Annotated in this window: 20 protein-coding genes; 7 read left to right on the top strand and 13 right to left on the bottom strand. The window is 61.6% G+C overall.

Features of this window, described 5'->3' with window-relative positions; translation table 11 throughout:
• Positions 1-108 precede the first annotated feature (108 nt).
• The 6 genes from M1R55_RS00660 to M1R55_RS00635 all read left to right on the top strand — a co-directional run bounded on the left by M1R55_RS00660 (position 109) and on the right by M1R55_RS00635 (position 7,701).
• The gene (locus M1R55_RS00660; protein WP_249392833.1) at positions 109-1,866 is read left to right on the top strand and encodes an ABC transporter substrate-binding protein; all 1,758 of its coding nucleotides are present in this window, start codon (positions 109-111) and stop codon (positions 1,864-1,866) included.
• A gap of 79 nt (positions 1,867-1,945) precedes the next feature.
• Positions 1,946-2,926 (top strand): ABC transporter permease, encoded by a 981-nt coding sequence (locus M1R55_RS00655; RefSeq protein ID WP_249392832.1) that lies wholly within the window; start codon positions 1,946-1,948, stop codon positions 2,924-2,926.
• A 7-nt stretch (positions 2,927-2,933) separates the two neighbouring features.
• Positions 2,934-4,076, top strand: a complete 1,143-nt coding sequence (locus M1R55_RS00650; RefSeq protein WP_249392831.1) for an ABC transporter permease — start codon at positions 2,934-2,936, stop codon at positions 4,074-4,076.
• Between the two features lie 116 nt (positions 4,077-4,192).
• Entirely contained in the window at positions 4,193-5,242 is a 1,050-nt protein-coding gene (locus M1R55_RS00645) for an ABC transporter ATP-binding protein (protein ID WP_249392830.1), read from the top strand.
• Between the two features lie 44 nt (positions 5,243-5,286).
• Entirely contained in the window at positions 5,287-6,270 is a 984-nt protein-coding gene (locus M1R55_RS00640) for an ABC transporter ATP-binding protein (protein WP_157451230.1), read from the top strand.
• A gap of 111 nt (positions 6,271-6,381) precedes the next feature.
• Entirely contained in the window at positions 6,382-7,701 is a 1,320-nt protein-coding gene (locus M1R55_RS00635; RefSeq protein WP_249392829.1) for a hypothetical protein, read from the top strand.
• 132 nt (positions 7,702-7,833) lie between these two features.
• Here the strand turns inward: M1R55_RS00635 and M1R55_RS00630 are convergent, their stop codons facing one another.
• Together M1R55_RS00630 and M1R55_RS00625 are read right to left on the bottom strand one after the other, a co-directional pair.
• Positions 7,834-8,304: a transposase gene (locus M1R55_RS00630; protein ID WP_249392828.1), complete on the bottom strand. Its 471-nt coding sequence runs from the start codon at positions 8,302-8,304 to the stop codon at positions 7,834-7,836.
• 35 nt (positions 8,305-8,339) lie between these two features.
• Entirely contained in the window at positions 8,340-8,861 is a 522-nt protein-coding gene (locus M1R55_RS00625; RefSeq protein WP_249392827.1) for a helix-turn-helix domain-containing protein, read from the bottom strand.
• Between the two features lie 185 nt (positions 8,862-9,046).
• Between M1R55_RS00625 and M1R55_RS00620 the strand changes: the two genes are divergently transcribed.
• Positions 9,047-10,336 (top strand): DUF4139 domain-containing protein, encoded by a 1,290-nt coding sequence (locus M1R55_RS00620; RefSeq protein ID WP_249392826.1) that lies wholly within the window; start codon positions 9,047-9,049, stop codon positions 10,334-10,336.
• 139 nt (positions 10,337-10,475) lie between these two features.
• Here M1R55_RS00620 and M1R55_RS00615 read toward each other — a convergent pair whose 3' ends face one another.
• The 11 genes from M1R55_RS00615 to ccsA form a co-directional block, all read right to left on the bottom strand.
• Positions 10,476-11,153 (bottom strand): methylenetetrahydrofolate reductase, encoded by a 678-nt coding sequence (locus tag M1R55_RS00615; RefSeq protein WP_249394093.1) that lies wholly within the window; start codon positions 11,151-11,153, stop codon positions 10,476-10,478.
• A gap of 92 nt (positions 11,154-11,245) precedes the next feature.
• Positions 11,246-15,052, bottom strand: a complete 3,807-nt coding sequence (gene metH, locus M1R55_RS00610) for a methionine synthase (RefSeq protein WP_249392825.1) — start codon at positions 15,050-15,052, stop codon at positions 11,246-11,248.
• A 330-nt stretch (positions 15,053-15,382) separates the two neighbouring features.
• Entirely contained in the window at positions 15,383-15,865 is a 483-nt protein-coding gene (locus tag M1R55_RS00605; RefSeq protein WP_249392824.1) for a GNAT family N-acetyltransferase, read from the bottom strand.
• Complete coding sequence (locus M1R55_RS00600; RefSeq protein WP_249392823.1) at positions 15,862-16,458, bottom strand: ubiquinol-cytochrome c reductase iron-sulfur subunit; 597 nt, start codon at positions 16,456-16,458, stop codon at positions 15,862-15,864. The genes M1R55_RS00605 and M1R55_RS00600 overlap by 4 nt, the downstream gene beginning before the upstream one ends.
• A complete protein-coding gene (locus tag M1R55_RS00595; RefSeq protein ID WP_249392822.1) occupies positions 16,455-17,501 on the bottom strand; it encodes a c-type cytochrome in 1,047 nt (348 codons plus the stop codon). The genes M1R55_RS00600 and M1R55_RS00595 overlap by 4 nt, the downstream gene beginning before the upstream one ends.
• Positions 17,498-18,040 (bottom strand): cytochrome c-type biogenesis protein CcmH, encoded by a 543-nt coding sequence (locus tag M1R55_RS00590; protein ID WP_371827129.1) that lies wholly within the window; start codon positions 18,038-18,040, stop codon positions 17,498-17,500. Before M1R55_RS00590 ends, M1R55_RS00595 begins: the two co-directional genes overlap by 4 nt.
• Positions 18,037-18,609 carry a TlpA family protein disulfide reductase gene (locus M1R55_RS00585; protein ID WP_249392821.1) on the bottom strand — a complete coding sequence of 191 codons (573 nt, stop codon included), beginning with the start codon at positions 18,607-18,609 and terminating at the stop codon, positions 18,037-18,039. Before M1R55_RS00585 ends, M1R55_RS00590 begins: the two co-directional genes overlap by 4 nt.
• A gap of 252 nt (positions 18,610-18,861) precedes the next feature.
• Entirely contained in the window at positions 18,862-20,859 is a 1,998-nt protein-coding gene (locus M1R55_RS00580; RefSeq protein WP_249392820.1) for a heme lyase CcmF/NrfE family subunit, read from the bottom strand.
• Between the two features lie 201 nt (positions 20,860-21,060).
• The gene (ccmE, locus tag M1R55_RS00575; protein WP_249392819.1) at positions 21,061-21,537 is read right to left on the bottom strand and encodes a cytochrome c maturation protein CcmE; all 477 of its coding nucleotides are present in this window, start codon (positions 21,535-21,537) and stop codon (positions 21,061-21,063) included.
• 2 nt (positions 21,538-21,539) lie between these two features.
• A complete protein-coding gene (locus tag M1R55_RS00570) occupies positions 21,540-21,701 on the bottom strand; it encodes a hypothetical protein (RefSeq protein ID WP_249392818.1) in 162 nt (53 codons plus the stop codon).
• Positions 21,694-22,434: a cytochrome c biogenesis protein CcsA gene (gene ccsA, locus M1R55_RS00565; protein WP_249394091.1), complete on the bottom strand. Its 741-nt coding sequence runs from the start codon at positions 22,432-22,434 to the stop codon at positions 21,694-21,696. Before ccsA ends, M1R55_RS00570 begins: the two co-directional genes overlap by 8 nt.
• Positions 22,435-22,500: the final 66 nt, after the last annotated feature.

Below are 22,500 nucleotides of genomic sequence, written 5' to 3'. Positions count from 1 at the left end.
AGCCTATTCATATATTGACGGCGCTGGAACAAATAGATCAACGCGAAATGCGCCCTTGGCAGATGCCAAAGGCCCCGTTCACGTTTCCAGAATTTCCGGAGGCACCCCATGAAAAAATTCCTGTTTGCTGCTCTTGCTTTAGCTGCTACCTCCGCTTCTGCGGCCCCATTTGTGTACCCGGCGGCGTGGACTGCCGAGCAGAACACCGCCAATAAGCGCGGCGGCGAACTGCGCCTCAGCATCCTGTCTGATTTCAAAGGCATTAACCCATTCACCTCGGTAGAAGCCGACAGCATCCCCGGTACGATGGACAATGGCACAGGCCTGTTTACCCAAGACCCCCGCAACGATGAATTCTTGCCCTACATGGCCGATGCCAAGCCTGTGGTCAGCAACGGCGGCAAGCGGTTCGTGGTCAAAATCCGTCAGGGTATGAAGTTTAGTGACGGTCAGGCTATTACTGCTGACGACTGGATCACTACCTGGAAAATTCATATCGACGACAAAGTAGGCAGCAATACCTACGACTCGTTCTTCTTGAACGGTAAGCCAATAAGTATTAAGAAGCTCGACAACTATACCTTGCAATTTGACTTTCCGCAGGTCAGTTCAGGCGCTTATGTTACGATGTCTTATACCCCTTGGCCTGACCACGTGTTCGGTAAGGCCTACCGTGATGGTGGCGCGGACGCCGTGAAAAAACTTTGGACGCTGGGCACGCCAGCCAGCCAGATCGTGTCGCCCGGAATGTGGGTGCTGGAAAGTTTCCGTGCTGGAGAGCGCAGCGTATTTGCTAAGAACCCGAATTGGGGTGACTGGAACAAAGATAGCCGGGGCAATGCCTTGCCTTATCTTGACAAGCTCTCCTACCGCGTTACAGGTGATGCAAACGCTACACTCGCGGCCTTCCTGGCTGGACAGATTGATATTGCTCCCATGCGGAACGCCGACGACTTGGCCCAGACCAAGCGTGCTATTGACGCAGGCAACCTGAAAGCTACCTTGCTGCCCAACGTCAGCCCGCAGGCCCAGAGCTCTTGGATCACCTTTAACTGGAACAAAGCCAGCAATCCCACCTTGCAAAAATTGTTCCGTGACGTGCGCTTCCGCCGCGCCATGAGCCATATTGCCAACCGCAAAGCGATGGTTGACTTGGCACTGGGCGGTTTGGGCGTTGAAACTTACTTCAGCGTCTACCCCATCTTTACCCAGCAAATCGCTGCTGGAGCAAGTGCGCCCAAGTACAGCTATAACCTCGCCCAGGCCAGCAAATTGCTTGCCCAGATCGGCTACACCAAGAAGAACGCGCAGGGCTTCCTCGTCGATAAGGCTGGGAAAGTGCTGGAATTCAACCTCAGCACGAACGCGGGCAACACCACCCGTGAGCAACTGGGCCGTATCTTTGCCGATGAAGCCAAGAAGGTCGGCGTCAAGGTCAACTTTACGCCCATCGACTTCAACAACCTCGTAGGCCAACTGACTGCCAAAGGTGAAGACCGGCCTTTCGATGCCATCTTGCTGGGTCTGAGCGGCGGCGACAACATTTGGTCATTCGGCGGCAACGTTACGCCCTGCGGTGCCAACCTGCACAGTTACAATAACCCCACCAACGGCAAGTGCCTGACCGCGCAGGAAAGCCTGATGACCAAGCTCTACTACCAGGGCGACGCCGAACTTGACGATGCCAAGCGCCGCGCCATCGGTGGGCAACTCATGAAGGCCGAAGGCGAACTGCAGCCTGTGATTTACCTCGTCGGCGGCAACTACCACGTGGCCTACAACGAGCGCATTGGCGGCGAGTACCCACGCGCCCTGATGAACGCGTACTACCTCCAGCGTGATCCGGCTCTGACCTTCATCAAGTAACCTCCCGCTCGCACGCATTCGGGGGGTGGCTCGCGCAAGCGAGCTGCCCCCCAATCGCGTGAACCATTCAGGAGCCAACATGATTCCATTTCTCCTGCGGCGGTTGGTTCAGTCCATCCCGACGCTCCTTCTCGCCAGCATCCTTATCTTCTTCGTGATTCAGCTGGCCCCCGGCGACTTCCTCACGCCCGCCAAGCTCAATCCCAACATCAGCGATGAGCAACTGGTGGCCCTAGAGCGCAACTTTGGCCTGGATCGTCCCGCCTGGCAGCAATACCTGTTCTGGATGGGCAATATGTTTCAGGGCGACTTTGGCCTGTCGTTTCAATATCAGCAACCTGTCCTCAATATCATCTGGCCGCGCATTCTCAACTCGCTGTACCTGGCCCTGATGAGCCTGATTCTGTTCTACTCCATCGCCATTCCGCTCGGCGTGTACGGCGCAGTACGCCAGAATTCCCCTGGCGACAATGCCGTCAACGTCGTGTTGTATTTCCTGCTGGGCTTCCCCAGCTTCTTTCTGGCCCTGATCGTCATCTACTTCATTTTGCAAGTCCGCAATGCCACTGGCCTCGATATTCCTATTGGCGGCATGACCAGCAACAACTTTGAAGAACTCTCTCCATTGGGGCAGATGATCGATATTTTGAAACATCTGATCATTCCGGCACTCGTCCTGGCAATCTCTGATGCGGCGGGCCTGACCCGTGTGATCCGGGGTCAGATGTTGGAAGTGATGCGCTCGGACTACGTGCGGACGGCGCGGGCCAAAGGCGTCAGCGAGCGCACGGCCATCTGGAAGCACACCTTCCGCAATGCTATTTTGCCCATCGTGGCGGGCATCGGCGGGTTGTTGCCAGCGCTCATCAGCGGCGTGGGTTTTCTGGAAGTGGTGTTTGCCTATCCGGGCATCACGCCCATGCTGCTTACGGCCATCGGCACGCAAGACCTGTACCTGATCGCCGGGTTTACCGTCATCACCACCGTCTTGCTGATCGTCGGCAACGTCATCAGCGATATTTTGCTGGCCGTCGTCGATCCCCGCGTCAAGGTCGCGTGAGGCTGCTATGACCACCACTGCTCCACAGCGTTCCATCAAGTCGGCCCAGCCCCGCAGCCAGTCTCAATTTGGGGTGGCCTGGTCGCAGTTTCGCAAGAATCGGCTCGCCAAAATCGGCGGCTTCATGCTGATCTTGCTGTATACGCTGGCCCTCTTTGCGCCCTTTATTGCGCCCGATGGCCTGTCCAGCTATTCCACCTCCAACATCACGCGCTTTCACCCGCCCACGCCCATTCAGTTCCGCGACCCCCAAACGGGCGGCCTGACCCGGCCATTCGTGTACCAGTACGGCCAACAGCTGAACATGGATACCTTCGTGAACGAGTACAAGCCCACCACCACGCGCTGCCCTGTTTATTTTGGCGTGCGCGGCGACGAATACCGCGTGCTGGGCCTGTTCCCCGGCAACCTGCACCTGTTCGGTACCGGCACCGAGAACCCTAACTGCAAGGTGTACCTGTTCGGCGGCGAGGCACTGGGCCGCGACCTGTTTACCCGCACCATCTACGCCTCGCAAATCTCGCTGACCATCGGCGTCGGCGCGGTGTTGATTTCCACGGTCATCGGCCTGCTCATGGGTGCGATGGCGGCCTTTTTCGGCGGCATCGCGGATACCCTGATCATGCGCCTCGTAGAAGTGTTGGCGGCCATTCCCAGTCTGTTCCTGCTCATTTTGCTGCGCTCGGTCTTTCCGCAGGACATCAACCCGATTTTTGCGCTGTATATGATCCTGGGCCTCTTGGCTTTCATCGGTTGGGGGGGGTTGGCGCGGGTGGTGCGCGGTCAGATGCTCAGCGTGCGCGAGCAGGATTTCGTGTCTGCGGCGCAGGCGCTCGGCGCGGGCAATGGCCGGATCATGTGGCGGCACATGCTGCCCACCATGACCACCTACATCATCGTCACGCTCAGCCTGTCTATTCCCGGTTACATCCTGCTGGAATCGGGCCTCAGCTTCCTCGGCATCGGCGCAGTAGAGCCGTATGTGTCGTGGGGCGGCCTGCTCAGTCAGGCGCAGGAGGGCGGCTTTGCCAGCATTACCCAGCGGCCCTGGGTGCTCATTCCGGGCTTTTTCATCGTGTTTACCGTCATGTGCTACCAACTCCTAGGCGACGGCCTGCGAGACGCCTTCGATCCCCGCAAGCGGCAGTAGGTTCAATTCCGTATGCGAAATCTTCCTTTTCGGCAGGGTTGGCCCTCGAAAATCATCGCTGCCATGCTTGACCCGGCATTGGGTTGTATGATGCACTTCATGTTTCAGGAGAAGAAATGACCCACCAGGGTGAAGTTCTGCTGGCCGTCAACGGCCTCAAGACGTACTTCAACACCGACGACGGCGTCGTCAAAAGTGTTGACGGCGTGACGTTCCACATCAACAAAGGCGAAACCCTCGCGGTGGTGGGCGAATCCGGCTCGGGCAAAAGCGTGACCAGCCTCAGCGTGATGCGCCTGATTCCCATGCCTCCCGGCAAAATCGTGGAAGGCGAGGTGTTGTTTACCGGCAAAGACGGCAAGCAAAAAAACCTCGTGACGCTGCCCGAAGCAGAAATGCGCAAAATTCGCGGCAACGACATTTCCATGATTTTTCAGGAACCCATGACCAGCCTGAACCCCGTGTACACGGTGGGCGACCAGATTGCCGAGGCGGTGATGCTGCACCAGAACAAGAACAAAAAAGACGCCATGGTGGTCGCCACCGACATGCTGCGCTTCGTGGGCATTCCGGCCCCCGAAAAGCGCGTCAACGAGTACCCGCACCAGTTGTCGGGCGGCATGCGTCAGCGCGTGATGATCGCCATGGCCCTGTCCTGCAAACCCGCGCTCCTGATTGCCGACGAGCCGACCACCGCGCTTGACGTGACCATTCAGGCCCAGATTCTGGACTTGATGCGCAAGCTGCAATCCGAAGTAGGCATGAGCATTCTGTTCATCACCCACAACCTCGGCGTGGTGGCCGAAATGGCCGACCGCGTGGTGGTCATGTACGGCGGGCGCGTGGTCGAAGAAGGCGACGTAATCGAGATCTTCAAGGCTCCGCGCCATCCGTACACGATGGGCCTGCTCAACTCTATTCCGCGTCCCGGCGAATACGTGCATGTGCCCGGCCAGCCGAAAGGCCGCCTGGAAGCCATTCCCGGCAACGTGCCTAACCCGCTGAACTTGCCGGTGGGCTGCGCCTTCGAGCCGCGCTGCAAGTTTGCCGTGCCGGACTGTAGCAAAGCCGTGCCGGCCCTAGAAGACACCGGAGGCGGCCACATGGCCCGCTGCATTCGCTGGCGCGAGTTCGATCAGGCGCAGCAGCACGAGGTGAGCGCATGACTTCCCCCACGTCTGTCCAGTCGGCCAGTGGCAGCCGCCGCAACATGCCCACCACCGGCGATACGCTGCTGGAAGTCAACAACCTAGAGAAGTACTTTCCCATTCGCGGCGGCCTGCTGTCCCGCGTGGTGGGCAACGTCAAGGCCGTCAACGACATCTCCTTCAAGATCGGACGCGGTGAAGTGGTGGGCTTGGTGGGCGAGTCGGGGTCGGGTAAAACCACCGCTGGCCGCGCTATTCTGCGCCTCATAGAGCCAACTGGCGGGCAAGTGCTGTTCAACGGCACCGACGTGACCAAGCTCAGCAAGGGCCAGATGCGCGATTACCGCCGCGAAATGCAGATCATTTTTCAGGATCCGTTTGCGTCGCTGAACCCGCGGATGACCGTGTCGGACATCATCGGTGAGGCCATGCAGATTCACAACCTGCACCCCGGCAAGGCCCGCGTAGACCGCATCGCGGAACTGCTGCAAAAAGTGGGCCTGCGCCCGGAGCATATGCGCCGCTATCCTCACGAGTTTTCCGGCGGTCAGCGTCAGCGCATCGGGATTGCGCGTGCGCTGGCCGTAGACCCAGCCTTTATCGTGGCCGACGAACCCGTATCGGCGCTGGACGTGTCCATTCAGGCGCAAGTCGTGAACCTGCTGCAAGACCTTCAGGAAGAACTGGGCCTCACAGTGCTGTTTATCGCGCACGATTTGGCTGTCGTGGAGTACATCTGCGACCGCATCATCGTGATGTACCTGGGCCGCATCATGGAAATCGCGCCCAGCCGCGAACTGAACAACAACCCCAAGCACCCCTATACCGAAGCCCTGCTGTCGGCTGCGCCCGTGCCTGATCCGACCATCAAGCGCCAGCGAATCATCTTGGAAGGCGACATTCCCAGCCCGATCAATCCGCCGAGTGGTTGCGTGTTCCGAACCCGCTGCCGTTACGCGATTGCCGAGTGCGCTAACGTGATTCCTGAACTGCGCGAAGTGGCCCCGAATCATTTCAAAGCCTGTATCCGCGACGATATTCTGTAAGTCTGCGTGGTCTGACTGCCGCCTCTTCGGGGGCGGTTTTTTCTGTTTTTGCCCAGCCCTGCACGGCTCATATCTTTGTTCCCAGTCAGGTCGATCGTGGCATGGTAGAGCGTGCGACTTTCAAAGACCTTCCGGCCAACGCAATTGAAACTGGGCTTTGTTACTCTGGTTATTGCTCTGGCCTCAGCAGCGCAGGCAACCACCTTGCGGCTGTATCCCAGCTTTGCCGAGGTGCAGGAACCCGTGAGCGCGGCCAGCACCAGCCTCAATGTCTCCCTCTCGCCAGCGGTGTGGGCAGGCATCATTCCGGGTACGTTCAACTTGCGCGGCCTGGCCTTCAGCAGCGTAGTGCAGGGCCAAGACTCCGCGTGGTTGACGCGCTGGGAAGGCAAAACCTTGACGCTCAGAACGGGGGAGAAGGCTGAACCCGTCACGCTGATTCGGGCCGCCGATCTGACTGTAAAAGACGGGGCCGGAGACTACCGCCGGGTTACGCTGGCGCAACTGAGCTTTCCTGAATTGCCGCCGCTGAATGCCGAAGCCGCCACGCCGACCCTGACTTTCGCCTTGCCGCAAGCGGGTGCGGGAACGCTGTCGTATCTGACCCGCGCCCTCAGTTGGTCGCCGCGCTACACGCTGAATATCGTTGGAACTGGGGCGGCAGCAAAAGCCGAATTGAGTGCGCTGGCCGACATTCGCAACGGCACTGATGGGGCAGTTCAGGCTCCGGCGGCTGAACTGTTTGCCGGAGATGTGCGGTTGTCGGTGCCGTTTGATATGAACGGTGTCGTGGGGAGAGCCGGTACGCTGACTAGGGGAGGAGGTACAGCAGATGCTTCTTTCCAGAACATCGTTTCTCAGGGGCAATTGGGTGGCCTCTACCGCTTTGCACTGACCCGGCCGCTTGCTTTGCCCGCCAAAAGCACAGTGACGCTGCCATTTCTGAAACCCGCTCTGACCCTGTTTCAGCCCTTCTCCCGCCTGAACACGGGGTTTCAGCCCACCGACAGCGAAGGCACGTTACAACGCGCCTATCGCCTGAAGGTCGGCGGACGCCTGCCTACTGGCGTGGTCAGCGTTCTGGAAGAAGACCGCCTGACGGGGCAGGCCAATATCAGCGAAATGGCGAAGGACACGGAATTTGTACTGGAATTGGGTGCGGATCCGGACGTGCGCTACAGCCGCAGCGTGGTTCTTCAGACCGTGCAGCGCGGCCTCCTGGGTGGGGGCAGCCGCACCTACCGCGTCACCTACACCCTGCGAAACGAGCAGGCCCAGCCCAGGCGGGCCGAAGTGCGTGAGGAAGTGTACGGCGCTCAGGTGGTGCTGGACGGCAAAACCGCAACGGGTTCGGCCACCGCCGTCCTTGTGTTCGACTTGCCTGCCGGGGGGAGCCTTTCCAAGTCGTATACCGTGGAATTGCCGCAGTAGGGGCAAGATGTTGTGGATGGTGAGTGAAAAAGGCGTGTTGCCCGCAGAATCTAGGCTTTCGGCAGACAAACAACCTCAACATCCAGTCCTAGGTGCCTGTTCACGTCACTTTAAGTACGCCGCATTTAACATCTAGATAAATCTTGCCCCAAGAATCTTCAACCCAGTCACGAGTGCGGCCCGAAGTTCAGTCACGGCGTTGTAACAACGACGCGGCATCAAGATGCCCTTCAGCTTCCGCCACACCTCCTCAATGAGGTTTAAAAAGGGCGCATAGGGTGGAAGGTATCGAAGGAACAGCCCCTGCTGTTCCCAAGACGCGCGTTGTTCCCTGAGTTTCGCGCCCTTGTGAAAGGGCGCATTGTCCAGGACGACGACCGTGAGCTGATCTGGGTCACAGCCGGAGGCCAAGGTGTTCAAATACGCGATGACCTGATCCCCGTTGCAGCTGCCTTCCAGTTCGCGAACTTCGAGCTGTTCTTCGCAGGCGTGCATGCTGTAGGTGCCGATGAGGTTGATCCGTCCCGACGATCCCCACCGAGTGGGGATCTCAAACTGTTGCCCGGAACCCCGCTTAAACCACGTCGCTCCCACCGATAACATCAGAGAAAGTCCGGTCTGATCGAGATATTTCAGGGTCAGCTTGCCGTCCAGTGCCCCCTTTTTAGGGTTTCCAAAGAAGCCTGATGCGGGGCAATGAGTTCAGGATCGAGCGTCTGAGCCGGTGAATACCGGGCGCGTTTCCAGCTATACCCCAGGCGTTGCAGGTGATTGGCCAATGCACGAGGTCGAATCCCCACCCCAAACTGCTGTGCGAGAGCCTCGCACAGCAGTGGAGCGTTCCAGAAGCGCTGCTCCTGCAGTTTCTCGTGGAGAAACTGCTCCATCTCGGGGGTCACTTTCGAAGGCTGTCCCGGTGGACACTCGTCGCTCAATCCTGGAATGCCGCGCTCTTCGAAACGGGTGAAGTCGTGGTGGATGGCCTGATGGTTCCGGCCAAAGTGCGCGGAGAGTTGGGGAATGCTCCAGCCCTGTCGATGCAGCCGGAGAATGCTGGCCCGCAGACGAACCTTCGGGTGGGTAGATGGACTGGTCTCCAGTTCTCGAAGCAGCGCATCAGCGGCTTCAGAAATGTCAATGCGGCGGGCAGGACGGGCCATGCTTAAGTCTACATGCTAAATGCGTTGTACTTAACTTGACTTCTGGCTGCACTGGGGGTAAGCCAACACGTAGATACTGATTTTTCGTGTGCTGGCTGCACTTCAAGACGTATCCCACATGAACCTGTCGCCCGTCTGACTGCCCCTCTCACATCTCATATTCGGGGCGGCGTAAGGATAAGCCCATGAAACCCAATTTACCCTACAGTCTGATGATGGCACTGGCTCTTCTCTCTGGCTCGGCTTCCGCCGCCGATCTCCGCATTTACCCCAGCTTCTCGGAAGTCCGCGAAACCGTGAAGGCTACTGGAACCACCCTCGGCGTGAATTTGCCACAGGAAGCGTGGAACAGCGTGATTCCCGGCTCGCTGGACTTGGACGGCGTGGCGTTTTCCAGCGCCGTGCAAAAGCAGGAGGCCAACTGGCTGACAAGCCTGGAAGGCAAACCCGTGTTTCTGCGCACAGGCGACAAGATAGAAACCGTGACCCTGATCCGCGCCCGCGACCTGCTGATCAAGGACGCGCAGGGCCGCTACCGCAACGTGCCTTACAGCGATCTCAGCTTCACCGACTTGCCCCCGCTGAACCCGCAGTCGCCCACGCAAACGCTGACCTACACGGTGCCCAGCGGCGCAACCGGAACGCTGAGCTACCTCACGCGGGCCGTCACCTGGTCGCCGCGCTTTACCCTGAAAGCCAGCAGTGCTGGGGCGCAACTCTCGGCATTGGCCGATATCCGCAACGGCACCGAGTTGCCTTACAACGTTCAGAACACTGAACTGTACGCCGGAGACGTGGAAGTGCAGGACGGCCAACCGATGCCAGCGCCGATGATGCGGGCTGCTGAAGTCTCGGCCACTTCAGCCGATTTTGCCGCCCCCAAAATCAACACGGTAGGCGAATTGCGCGGCCTGACCCGCTACGACCTGTCGGCCCCATTTACCCTGCCTGCCAGCAGCATGGTCACCCTGCCGTTCCTGACCCCCAAGTTGACCTCCTTCGAGCGCTTCGTGGGCCTGACGTTCTTCTTCAACACCCAGCCCAACAAGGGCACCATGAACCGTTTCTACCGTTTCAAGGCCGATGAACGCCTGCCCAGCGGCAGCCTGACTGTGCGCGAGGATGGCCGCATCGTGGGTCAGACCACCATCCCTGAAACGGGCAAGGGCGCAGACGTGGAATTTAGCCTCGGCAACGATCCAGACGTGCGCTACACCCGCAGCGTGGAAACGCAGAACCAGCAAAAAGACAGCAAAGGCAACGTGACCCGCACCACCTACCGCGTGACCTACGCCTTCGAGAGCAGTAAAGACCGCGTCATCCGTGCCGAGGTGACTGAACGCGCCGGGGGCCGCCGAATCATTATCGACAGCGCCCCAGCCGTGCAAAATCAGGGCGTGGCGAACCTGCGGGTAGATGTTCCTGCGAATGGCAAGGCCAGCAAGAGCTTTGTGCTCGTCATAGATAATTCTTGAGAGAAGGTGGATCGTAGCAAAAGAGAAATGCTTGATCATTTTTCCCACGCGCTGATCTAGAACCAAACAAAAAAGGCCGTCCTTTGCGACTGGCCCTTTTTGCTGTTTCCACAACCCACACCCTACGTCCCACAACCCTTTAAACTATTCCCTCCAGATATTCCCGTGCATCGGCCTTGACGGGCATAAAATACACGTGCTGGGCGCGTTCGCGGGCAAATTGCAGGGCAGCGGCGGCAAAAGTACGGTTCCAGTCCAGCGTGGCCTCGAAGCTGCGGGGGAACACGGCGTGGTTTCTGGCCCGCCAGTAGTTCAGGGTGTGCTCAGTGGTCACGGTGGTCGCGCCCCACCACACGTCCGCGCCTTCTGGCATCAGGTCGGCATAGGCGTCCATCAGGCGCAGGTCGAAAAAAGGCTGGGTAAAAAAGCCCACCGCGCCCGCGTCCAGCTTGCGCTCCAGGTAGTCGCGCTCGCGGGCAAAGCTCTGGCGGTAGGGGTCAAGGCCCGCGTACACCCGCACGTCCGGCAACTCGCGCCGAAAGCGGCGAATCACGTCCACAGCGTCCACGTCGTACACTTTGGCACTCATATCGGCGGGCGCGTCGCCGGTAATAATCAGCACTTCAGTGATACCGTGCGCGGCCAGTGTGTCCAGCATGGGCAACGGCTCAAGCGGGTTGATGTCCACCGCCCGAATATGCGGAATGGCCCGGTGGTGGGGCCGCGCCATTGCACAGCCCATCCACGAACGGGTGGAAAACCGGGGAAAATCGGGAATATTGATGGTGTCGATTCCCGGCAGGTGTGTGCGCACCATCTCCAATTCTGCCCGCAAGCCAGAGCGGGAACGGGGAACAAGTTCGATGGAGACGCGGGTTTGGGGTGCAGCTTGGGGCACAGAACTTTGGCTCACTGTGCGCCGCCTGCTGCTGGAATCGGTCTAAGGGTCGAAGGGTCTGAGGGACTAAGCACCGCCGCCGCCTTGTCTTCCGCCGTTCTTAGACTCTTAGACCCTTGACCCTTAGACGCCGTGCCCGCCGGATCATACGCCAAAATCGGCCCCAGCCAACGCTCGGCTTCCTCTACGGGCCAGCCTTTGCGCTGGGCATAGTCCTCAATCTGGTCACGTCCAATCCGGCCCACCGCAAAGTAGCGGGCGTCAGGATGTCCGAAATAAACGCCTGACACGGCAGCGGCGGGCCACATCGCGCAGGATTCCGTGAGTGTCAGGCCCACTTCTTCGGCGTTCAGGAGGGCAAACAGGGTACGTTTTTCGGTGTGGTCGGGCTGGGCGGGGTAGCCGGGGGCGGGGCGAATGCCGTTGTAGCGCTCGCGGATCAGATCCATGTTATCGAGTGCCTCGTCTGCCGCGTAGCCCCAGTACTCCATTCGCACGTCCCGGTGCAGTTTTTCGGCAAAGGCTTCGGCCAGGCGGTCTGCCAGAGCCTTCACCAGAATGGAATTGTAGTCGTCGTGCGCGGCCTCGAACGCCTTCGCCAATTCCCCGGCTCCGTGAATGGCAACGGCAAAGGCTCCGATGTGGTCGCCGTGCGGGGCAATGTAGTCGGCTAGAGCTGTGTTGGGCGTGGTCTGGTCGCGTTGCTGGCGCAGGGTGTGAAGCCGGGTCAGGTGGGCCAGGGGGGTTCGCCCAGCCGCCACCTCATGCGTGTGATGATCCAGAGAATCTGCGTGCTGCTCGGCTTCGATCAGAATATCGTCGCCGTCGCGTTCGGCAGGCCACAGCCCGATCACGCCCCGTGCTGTCAGCAGGCCTTCGTCTACCACGCGGCGCAGCAACGCCTGAGCATCGGCAAACAGGGAGCGGGCTTCCGTGCCGCGCAGGGGGTCGGTCAGGATGTTGGGGTAGATGCCCTTCATCTCCCAGGCGATAAAAAAGGGCGTCCAGTCGATGTAATCCAGCAGGCCGCTGATGGGCTGCTCGATGATCTGGCGTCCGGGTTGACGCGGCGCGGACGCCAGAATAGGGGAGAGCCGGGGCGCACGTTCGCGGGCCGTGTCTATAGGGATCAGGCGCACCTGACGGTCTCCGTGCCGCTCGCGCAGGGCGTCGTATTCGGCCCGGATGCGGTCTTGCACGGCCACCGGGTCGGCCAGCAGGTCGGCGGTCACGGTCACGGCGCGGCTGGCGTCCAGCACATGCACCACTGGCCCGCCGTAAGCGGGGTCGATTTTCACGGCGGTATGCGCACGGCTGGTGGTGGCTCCGCCGATCAGCAGCGGCTGAGTCATGCCCCGGCGCGTCATCTCGCGGGCCACCGTGACCATTTCGTCCAGGCTGGGCGTAATAAGTCCGCTGAGGCCGATCACATCAACCCCCAGCCGCACGGCCTCGTCCAGCACGCGCTCGGTGGGCACCATCACACCCAGATCGGTGACCTGATAGCCGTTGCAGGCCAGCACCACGCCCACAATATTCTTGCCGATATCGTGTACATCGCCCTTTACGGTGGCCAGCAGCACCTTGCCCTTGCCCCCCGCCTCCTGCTTCTCGGCTTCCATGTAGGGCGTCAGGTGGGCCACCGCCCGCTTCATCACGCGGGCCGATTTGACCACCTGCGGCAAGAACATTTTCCCGGCCCCGAACAGGTCGCCCACCACGTTCATGCCGTCCATCAGTGGCCCCTCGATCACGGCCAGCGGCGAACCCAGCAGTTGGTAGGCTTCCTCGGCGTCGTCCACCACGTAATCGGTGATGCCCGAAATCAGCGCGTGCGTCAGGCGTTCGGTCACGGGCAGTTCCCGCCACGCACTCACCGCCGTTGCCTCGCGCTTGATGTCCTTGTAGCTCTCGGCCAACGTCAGCAGGCGGTCTGTGGCGTCCGGACGGCGGGCCAGAATCACGTCCTCCACGGCCTCGCGCAACTCCGGTTCTATGTCGGCGTACACGGCCAGCATCCCCGCATTCACGATGCCCATGTCCAGCCCCGCACCAATCGCGTGGTACAGGAAGACGGCGTGCATGGCCTCGCGCACATGGTTGTTGCCCCGGAAGCTGAACGATACGTTGGAAATCCCGCCCGACACCAGCGCCCCCGGCAGGTTGGCCTTGATCCAGCGCGTGCCCTCGATAAAGTCCAGCGCGTAGCGGTCATGCTCCTCGATTCCGGTGGCGACCGTCAGCACGTTGGGGTCAAAAATAATGTCCTGCGGCGGAAATCCGGCCTGTTCGGTCAGCAATTTGTAGGCGCGAGAAGTGATCTCTATTCGGCGTTCCAGATTGTCGGCCTGTCCCTGCTCGTCGAAGGCCATGACCACCGCCGCCGCCCCGTAGCGCCGCAGCAACCGGGCGCGTTCCAAAAATGTTTCTTCGCCGTCCTTCAGGCTGATGGAATTCACGACGGGCTTGCCCTGCACGCGCTTCAGGCCCGCTTCCAGAATGTCCCATTTGCTGGAATCGAGCATCAGCGGCACACGGGAAATATCGGGTTCTCCGGCCAGCAGATTCAGAAACTTGACCATCGCGGCTTCGCCGTCCAACATGCCCTCGTCAAAGTTCACGTCCACGATCTGTGCGCCGTTGGTCACCTGCTGCCGCGCAATTTTCAGGCCCGCGTCGTAGTCTCCGGCCAAAATTGCTTTAGAAAAGCGGGGGCTGCCCGTGACATTGGTTCGCTCGCCCACGTTCACGAAATTGATTTCGGGCGTGATGGTCAGTGCTTCCAGCCCGCTGAGGCGCAGGAAAGGCGGCAGCCTCGGCGCAGTACGGGGCGCAATTCCGGCCACGGCGTCGGCAATGGCGCGGATATGTTCGGGCGTGGTGCCGCAGCAGCCACCCACGATGTTCACCAAGCCGTCACGGGCGAACTCGGCCAGCACATTGGCGGTGTGTTCGGGGGTTTCGTCGTACTCACCGAAGGCATTGGGCAGGCCCGCGTTGGGATGCACGCTGACGAGGGTTTCGGTGCTGGCGGCAATGGCCCGCAGGTGGGGGCGCAGCAGGTCGGCTCCCAGCGCACAGTTCAGACCCAAACTGAACAGGTTGGCGTGCGCCGTGCTGATGGCAAAGGCTTCGGGCGTCTGCCCACTCAGCGTGCGGCCCGACGCGTCGGTAATCGTGCCCGACAGCATCACGGGCAGGCGGCGGCCCACGCGCTCAAATACGGTTTCGCAGGCAAACAGCGCGGCTTTGGCGTTCAGCGTGTCAAACACGGTTTCAATCAGCAGCAGGTCGGCCCCGCCCACCATCAGGCCCTCTATGGCGTCGCCGTAAGCCTCGGCCAAACTGTCAAACGTCACGTTGCGGAATTCGGGGCGCTCCACATCCGGCGACAGGGTGGCGGTGCGGTTGGTCGGCCCCACCGCTCCAGCCACCCAGCGCGGGCGTCCATCCAGAGCCTCGAATTCGTCGGCCACCTCGCGGGCCAGGCGTGCGCCCGCCTCGTTCATGGCGCGGGCCAGGCGCTCGGTGCCGTAATCGGCCTGACTGATGGTGCTGGAATTGAAAGTATTGGTGGAGGCAATATCCGCGCCTGCCTCAAAATAGGCGCGGTGCACGCCCCGGATGATGTCGGGCCGGGTCAGTTGCAGCAGATCGAAATTGCCCCGGTACATCCGCAACGGGTCGGCGTCGGGCAGCCGGAAATCGGCCTCCGTGAGGTTGGCCCGCTGAAGCATGGTTCCCCACGCGCCGTCCAGGATCAAAATTCTTTGCTGCGCCTCTGTAAGTAGCGCCTGTGTGCGTTTGCTGCTTTGCATCCTCATCACCTCTGCACATCTCATGCGGGTCAGCTGTGTGTGGGCTGCCCGCGTCTACAACGTATGCGCCCTGCTCCAGCGCCGCCTGTGGGCCATCTGCTCGCCGCCGCGCCATCGTCGGCACCGTTGCGGCAAAGCCTCTTCTGTTGGGGCACCGAATGCCGTGATGAAGGCCGGTTGCCGCGCCATCACGGGGCAGAAAAAACCCTCCGGCGCTCTGTGGGATGGCCGTGCGGGAGGCACGACGCCCAGCAGTTTAGCGCGGCGGGGGCCAGGCAAAAGGGTGTCGGTCAGACAGGTTCAGGGGGAGCCCGGTTGTACCGATTCCCTTCACACGCCCAGGCTGTACAGAACCACATGGTAAGCGCCAACTTGCCGCTCCCCCACGTTCTGAAATCCGAATTGCTCGTACAGCGTCCGCAACTTGGCGCGGTCTGAAGCGGTATCCAGGCGGAGGAAAGGCACCCCCACTCGGCGCGTTTCTGCGACGGCTTCGGCCAACAGCAACCGCGCCAATCCGCCCCCCTGCGCAGCGGGATGCACGGCCAATTTGTGCAAATACAGGGCCGTACCGGGCGCGTCGTCAGGCCAGAACAATTCATCTTTGTCCAGCAGGACGTAGGTTCCTACCGCCTGACCATCCTGCCATGCCACGCGCCAGCCAGAATCGGGGTAATGCCGGACCAACCGTTCGGGGGTCAGTCTTTGCGGCGGCCACAGCGGTTGCCCGCGCTCAGCCAGGGCAGCGGCAGAGGCCATCAAGATTTCGGAGGCGGTTTGCACGTCGCCGCTGGTGATGGTCAGAGCGTTCATTCGCCCAATTTTGGCGCAGATTCTATTCCAGTGGCGTACAGGTCGTTGCCGCGCACTTCTAAGCGCACGCGGGGGAGCGGGCCGTTCGCTTTGCCAAACACGGCTTCTCCCGCCTGCAAAGGATCGAACACGCTGTAATGGCAGCGGCAGCCGAGTTGGGGGTGTTTCGCTTCAGGTGGCGGGCGGTAATTGAAGGCGAAGGCCAGCACTTCCGGGTCTCGCACCAGATTCACGGTGCAGCCCAAGTGGGTGCAAATGCGCGAATAGGCGGCGTAGTGTTGCTCGTCAGATGGCCCGCCGACACTCAGCCCTCCCTCGACACTGTGTGGCACGCGCAGCACGGTACAGGGGCGCCTGTCGTAAGTGAAGTTCACTTCGGCCCACTCCTGCTCCAATTCGGCCAGGATTGCCACCCGCTGCGGCGGGCCTGCCACGAATTGGGGTACGCCCGCCTCTCGCTTGCCCAGCAGCACGCGGGAACCGTACCAGCCCATATAGCCGAACGCGCCCACGGTTCCGGCCACGGGCAGTACCCACCACCGCTCCAGCAGGGCGCGGCGGGACAAAATGCGGCGGCCTTTCAGTCGGCTCACTCGCCCTCTTTTTGCCACTTTTCCATCAGGTTCAGCAGGCCGTTCAGTTCCGCTTCCGTCAGGTCAGGGTAGGCGGGCATGGCTCCGCGCCCCTGCACCGTCACCAGTTTCAGGGCTTCCCGCGTGAGGTTGGAGGCCCGCAGGCTGGGGCCGATGCCGCCGCCGCCCACCGCGCCGTGACAACTGGCGCAACTGGCCGCGTACACGCGCAGGGCCGGATCGCTCTCGTTCTGGCGGGCGCGAATGGCCGTAATCAGTTCGTCGGCGTCGCGGCCTTTGGGGTCGAGGGTGCGGTAGCTTTCCAGCGCCGTCAATGCCGCTTTGTCTTCTCCGTACCGCGCCAGCGCAAAGCCCAGGAGCAACTGAGATTCGGCCTCTCTGGGAGCCAACTGCGCCGCCGTGCGAATCAGGAGCGTGGCGCGTTCGGCGTCGGCGTCACTCACTTTTTGCCCGGTCTGGTCGCCGCGAGTCAGGAGCAAAATCCCCAGTCGCCGCAGGGCCTCGGGTTGGCGGGCGTCTTTCCTCAAGGCGTTCCCGTAGGCCGTCACTGCCTGATCGTATTGCGCGGAATCGAAGGCAGCTTTGCCCCACGCCACGTAATCGGCATTCTCTCCGGTGCGTTCGGCAGTGCGGCGCAGATCAGGCAGCTTCAGCACGGCCTGCACGTTCTCGGCTTCATCGCCGTTCAGTGCGGCCAGTTGCCAGCGCGGAACAAAGGTCAAGGCTCCGGCCACCGTGAGGAGCGCCACCGCGCCCACGCCGATGAGAGCCAGCTTGCCTGTGCGCTTGGGATTGCCCTGCACAGCGGGCGGCAGGGCGTCCAGCCCGCGCAGGGTCAGGGCGGCGCGGCGTTCCAGGTCAGGCCGTTTGGGGTCGTCTTCGTGCAACTCGGCCAATTCTGCATACAGCCTGTCCCGTTCTGCCAGCAAGCGGTTGCGCTCCAGGGCGTCGGGGTCGTCTGGGGTGGCCTGCCGCAACGGGGCCAGCACTAGCAGCAACGCCGCGCCCACGATCAGGGCCAGCAGCATCACACTCAGGATCATGATTTGCCCTCGTTTTGGTCTGTCCTGTTTTGATCTGGACTGCTCCGGCCTGTATCGCGCCGAACCTGTGCCAGAAAGGAATCAAAAGGTTCATCGGCGCTCTGCTCGGCCTGTGCAGCCGGAGCCACCGCACCCTGCCTCCGCCGCAGGAACAGCCACAGCACCGCGCCGCCGCCGCCCAGCGCTGCCAATGGTGCGCCCCACAGCAGCAAATTGGTGCCTTCTTTGGGCGGATCAAGCAACACAAAATCTCCGTACCGTGCCGAAAAGTAGGCGTACACGTCCCGCGCCGAACGCCCGGCCGCCACCTGTTCACGCACATCGCGCAGCATTTCGCGGCTGATGTCGTTGGTGCTTTCGGTGATGGGTACACCTGTGCAAATGGGGCAGCGTAAATTGGTGGCAATTTGCCGCGCCTGAGCTTCTTGCTGAGGCGTGAGTGGCGCGGCGGCGTAGGCAGCAGCACCCAGCGTAAAAGCCAGTGTCACTGCGAGCGCCCTTCCTGCATCCCGCAACCTCTGTCCCGCAGCCCGCGTCAAATTCCCTCCACCCCAATTTTTTCCAGTCCCACATTCAGCCGCTCGCGGGTCAGGCCGCCTCTGTCCATGTGCTGCACCACGCCCGCCGTATCGATGAACACCGTTTCGGGAATCCCGCTGACACCGTAATTGATGCCCGTTTTGATGCCGGGGTCTTGCAGATTGGGATAGGCCAGCGCGTACTCGCGGATAAAATCGCGGGCGCTTTTTTCGCTGGTTTCCTGAAACAGCACCCCGATTACCGCGAGGCCCGTGCCTGCCGTCTGGCGTGTACTGAGTTCCCGGAACAGCGGCGCTTCCTCGCGGCATGGAGCGCACCAAGAGGCCCAGAAATTCAGCACCACAGGCCGCCCCTTCAGAGAAGCGAGGCTGAGGCTGGAGCCGTCCAGCGTATCTAAAGTGAAGGTGGGCGCGGGTTTGCCCACCAGCGGGCCGCCGTCGGTGGCGTTGCGGGCAGGGCTGAGTAGGGCCACGCCCAACACGCCCACCAGCGAAGCCGCCAGCAGGGGCGGAACGAAGCGCCGCCAGGCGGGAGGGGTTGCGGATTTGGATGGAGGAGTGTGGGTCATTGGGTTCTCTTTGTTCTGCTCCCTCTCCCTTGGCTTGCAGAGCTCCGAAGGAGAGGGGGGAGGGCCGGGGACTCGTAGAGCTACGGAGTAGAAGGGGTGAGTGAGCGCCAGCGATTGCCGTTCCAAACAGGGTCTAAGGGTCTAAAAGTGACTCGTGAAACTTGGCGTTTGCTGATGCTGCACGGCTTTGGCTGTTGCCCTCGCCGTTCTTGGACCCTTAGACAATCTTTTCGCGCTGACCACTAACAATTCCTAATCCGTCGCGGGGACCAACCCTGCCGGCACGCGCCGCGCCTGCACCTGTCGGGGAGACACCAGCGTCAGGCCTGCGCCGAGGCATACGATCAGGGTTCCCCACCAGATCCACGACACCAGCGGGCTCTCTATCAGGCGCACGCTGACCCATTTGCCTGCCGGGTCTATGCTGGTCAGTACCAGGTAAGTATCGGTGATGGCCCCGTAGCGCACGGCGGGGGCGGGAAACAGCGTGCCCGGGACCTGACGGAAGGTATTCAGGCGGGCCTCGAAGGGGCGGCCATCGATCAGCACGCGGGCGATGGCGCTCGCTCCGTAGGGTTTTTGTTCTTCACGCAAGGACACCAGTTGCAATTGCTCGTGCAGGAGGGCCTTGGGGGCCGCGCCTGTATTGAGGGTGGCCTGAGCGTCGCCCCGGTACGCGCCACTGAAGGCCAGTCCCAGCGCCATGACCACTAGTCCGATATGTGCGGTGTAAGCCCCGTAACGGCGGGGTTGCTCGCGTACCAGAGCGGGGAAACCGCCGACTTGCCGGGCCTCGCGGCGTTGTTTCAGGGCGCGGCCCGTAAGAAGCGCCAGCCCCAGCAGGTTGTAGGCCGACAGCGCAATGGTTGCCAGTACACCCGCGCCGCGTATACCCAGCACGAAAGCCAAGGCTGCCGCGCCCACGCCCACGATCAGGAGGGGCCGCAGCGCCCGCCAGAAGGTCTGTCCATCGGCCCGGCGCCAGGGCAGCAGCGGCCCCACGCCCATCATCAGCATCAGGCCGAGGCCCAAAGGAATAGCGAATGCGTTGTAGAAGGCTGGCCCCACGCTGGCGTCCCGGCGGCCCTGCACCGCCTCTACCAATGTAGGGAACAGCGTGCCCACCAGCACCATCACGGCAAAGACCACGAACAGCCAGTTACCCGCCAGGAAGGCTCCCTCGCGGCTGAGGGCGGAAGGCGGGTCTCCATCGTCGCGCAGTTGAGGGGCACGCCACGCGGCCAGCCCGATTCCGGCAATCAGCAGGAAGGCCAGGAAGCCGAGGAACACTGGCCCCACCGGGCCGCCCGCGAAGGCGTGAACGCTCTGCACGATGCCGCTGCGGTTCAGGAACGTGCCCAGCACCGTACTCGCGTAGGCCAGCACGATCAGCCACACGTTCCAGGAGCGCATCAGCCCGCGCCGCTCCTGAATCTGAACGCTGTGCAGGAAGGCGGTGGTGAGCAGCCAGGGAATGAAGCTGGCATTTTCGACCGGATCCCAGGCCCAGTAACCGCCCCAGCCCAGCGTTTCGTAGCTCCACCAGCCGCCCGCCACAATCGCAGCAGTCAGGAAGACCCACGCCACCAGCGTCCAGCGCCGCGTCACCGTGACCCAGTGATCGCTGAGGCGGCCCGTGACGAGTGCGGCCACCGCGTAGGCAAACGGCACGCTCAGGCCCACGAAGCCCAGGTACAGCAAGACCGGATGCACGGCCATCATCCAGTGGTTTTGCAGCGCCGGATTGGGGCCGCGCCCATCGGCCAGCAATGAGGACACAGGCGTAAATGGAGAGGCCACCGACGCGCACACGCCCACAAAAAACAGCAGGCTGGCAAACATGGCCGCCAGTGCCCAGGGCCGCAAAGAATCGCGCCGCAAGGTCAGACTCAGGATAAAGGTGAAGCCTGCCAGCATCCACGCCCACAGCAGTACGCTGCCTTCCAACGCCCCCCACAAACTGGTTACTTTGACCCAGGTCGGAGAAGACCGCATAGAGTGTTCGGCCACATAGCGCACCGAGAAGTCATCGCGCAAGAGGGCCGTGAGCAGCACCATAATGGCCAATGACACCAGCGCGAACACGGCCCAGGTAGACCGCCGCGCCGCTTCGGTGGCCCGCGCATCGGCCCGGATACCGCCCAGTACCGCCAGCCACGTGCCCGCCAGCGTAAAGGCGAGTGCGGCCAGCAGCGCCAGTTGGCCCAGTGCCCCCAGCGCACTCGATTGAAAGGAGATCAAATTCAGCATCGGCAGTTGGCCCTCACGGTTGGGTTCTTATTCGGATTCCAATTCAAAACCCCATATTTGGGCTTTGAATCCGAGTAGAGCGACTAGGAAAAAATACGAGCTACGCGATATGGAAGAGTGGCTTGCTCATGCGAGTCCGTTCACGACGATGGAGCGCAAGCGGTGCAGTCCCAGTTGTGGCGGAATGGAACGGAGTCCGTATTATTCGGAGCGTTGCAGGAGGTCTTTAAGTTCGGCTTGCGTTTTGGGAACGTTGTATTCCTCGCTGTGCTTGACGACCAATTCACGCGCCTCGAAGGTGTTTCCGGTGAACTGGCCGCGCACCACCACGCCCTGATTTTCCTTGAACAGGTCGCTGACCGCGCCGGTGTAGGTCACGGGAAAGCTGGCCCCGCCGTCGCTGACATTGAATTTCAGATCCAGCGTTTGGGGGTTGTACTGCACGGCCTTCACCAGCCCGCCGATGCGGATCGGGCGGCCTTCCAGTTCGGCGCGTTGCTGCAAGTACTCGCTGGGCGTCACAAAATATTCCAGGCTTTTGCCCAGATTCCCAAAGGCGATAAAAGCCGTGAGGCCCACCAGTGCGGTTACGCCCAGCACCACAGGCAACGGGCTGCGCTTGCGGCGGCGGGCAGGCGGCAGCGGTGACGAGGGCGGGGGAGAGGAAGGCAGGCTCATGGTCAGCGCCTCTGGCCTGCGTTGCGGCTGGGTACGGCCTCGGCACTCAGCTCCGGCTCGTCTGTGCTGGCCCGCAACCGCAGCCACAGCCAGCCCAGATACGCGCCCAGCAGCACCAGCGTCACCACATACACCACGATCACGTACACCGAATACTTATCCATGTTGGGCGCTCCGTCCGGCAGCTTGCGTCGTCAGGCCGCTCACGTCACCTTGTAGATCGTTCATCAGTTCGCGTTCCTCGCGGGCTTCGTCGCGGGCCGCCAGAATCCCACGCACCCGCAGCAGGTAAAGGTACAGCAGCGTAAAAGCGACCGTAGCCACCAGCAAAACCCAGCCATACACCGGAGCCGCGTCAAAGCGCACCTTGCCCAGCAGCTTCAGCGTTTGTGTCTGGTGTACGCCGCGCCACCATTCCACCGCCATGTAGTTAATCGGGATGTAGAGCGTGCCCACGATGCCCACCACTGCCGACACGCGGGCGCGGCGTTCGGGGTCGTCGATCATGGCGCGAATGAGCAGATAACCGCCGTACACGACCAGACTCAGGGCGGTGGTGGTCAGGCGGGCGTCCCAGACCCAGTAGGTGCCCCACGTCGGCTTGGCCCACAGCATCCCGCCCACGATGGTCGCCACCGTAAACAGCACGCCCAGTTCTCCGCTTGCCATCGCCAGCCTGTCCCAGCGGCGCTGCCGAGTCATGAGGTACAGCAGCCCAAACAGGCCCGTGCCGCCGTAAGCGAGGTAGCTGACCCAGGCGGTGGGCACATGCACGAACATCAGGCGCACCAGCGAGCCCTGATTCACATCCAGCGGAGAAGCCAGGCCGAGGCCGAGGGCCACCAGCAGCAGCAGCAGCGTGACGGCCCCCAGCGGAGTTGTTATGCGGTCTTTCATCTTCATTCTGCCCCCATTCTGACCCGCGCCTGTGTGCATTACCGTGATGCCTGACCGGGCGGGCGA

It is taken from the genome of Deinococcus sp. QL22, assembly GCF_023370075.1.
Taxonomy (GTDB): domain Bacteria; phylum Deinococcota; class Deinococci; order Deinococcales; family Deinococcaceae; genus Deinococcus.
This window is presented reverse-complemented; position numbering and strand designations above follow the sequence as displayed.

Excerpts from the sequence above, each read along its gene's own strand:
- M1R55_RS00660 (WP_249392833.1), top strand. The coding sequence starts at position 109 with ATGAAAAAATTCCTGTTTGCTGCTCTTGCTTTAGCTGCTACCTCCGCT.
- M1R55_RS00595 (WP_249392822.1), bottom strand. The coding sequence starts at position 17,501 with ATGATCCTGAGTGTGATGCTGCTGGCCCTGATCGTGGGCGCGGCGTTG.
- M1R55_RS00585 (WP_249392821.1), bottom strand. The coding sequence starts at position 18,609 with ATGACCCACACTCCTCCATCCAAATCCGCAACCCCTCCCGCCTGGCGG.
- M1R55_RS00625 (WP_249392827.1), bottom strand. The coding sequence starts at position 8,861 with ATGGCCCGTCCTGCCCGCCGCATTGACATTTCTGAAGCCGCTGATGCG.
- M1R55_RS00605 (WP_249392824.1), bottom strand. The coding sequence starts at position 15,865 with ATGAACGCTCTGACCATCACCAGCGGCGACGTGCAAACCGCCTCCGAA.
- M1R55_RS00645 (WP_249392830.1), top strand. The coding sequence starts at position 4,193 with ATGACCCACCAGGGTGAAGTTCTGCTGGCCGTCAACGGCCTCAAGACG.
- ccsA (WP_249394091.1), bottom strand. The coding sequence starts at position 22,434 with ATGAAAGACCGCATAACAACTCCGCTGGGGGCCGTCACGCTGCTGCTG.
- M1R55_RS00630 (WP_249392828.1), bottom strand. The coding sequence starts at position 8,304 with ATGTTATCGGTGGGAGCGACGTGGTTTAAGCGGGGTTCCGGGCAACAG.
- M1R55_RS00570 (WP_249392818.1), bottom strand. The coding sequence starts at position 21,701 with ATGGATAAGTATTCGGTGTACGTGATCGTGGTGTATGTGGTGACGCTG.
- metH (WP_249392825.1), bottom strand. The coding sequence starts at position 15,052 with ATGCAAAGCAGCAAACGCACACAGGCGCTACTTACAGAGGCGCAGCAA.
- M1R55_RS00580 (WP_249392820.1), bottom strand. The coding sequence starts at position 20,859 with ATGCTGAATTTGATCTCCTTTCAATCGAGTGCGCTGGGGGCACTGGGC.
- M1R55_RS00620 (WP_249392826.1), top strand. The coding sequence starts at position 9,047 with ATGAAACCCAATTTACCCTACAGTCTGATGATGGCACTGGCTCTTCTC.
- M1R55_RS00655 (WP_249392832.1), top strand. The coding sequence starts at position 1,946 with ATGATTCCATTTCTCCTGCGGCGGTTGGTTCAGTCCATCCCGACGCTC.
- M1R55_RS00640 (WP_157451230.1), top strand. The coding sequence starts at position 5,287 with ATGCCCACCACCGGCGATACGCTGCTGGAAGTCAACAACCTAGAGAAG.
- M1R55_RS00615 (WP_249394093.1), bottom strand. The coding sequence starts at position 11,153 with ATGGTGCGCACACACCTGCCGGGAATCGACACCATCAATATTCCCGAT.
- M1R55_RS00650 (WP_249392831.1), top strand. The coding sequence starts at position 2,934 with ATGACCACCACTGCTCCACAGCGTTCCATCAAGTCGGCCCAGCCCCGC.
- ccmE (WP_249392819.1), bottom strand. The coding sequence starts at position 21,537 with ATGAGCCTGCCTTCCTCTCCCCCGCCCTCGTCACCGCTGCCGCCTGCC.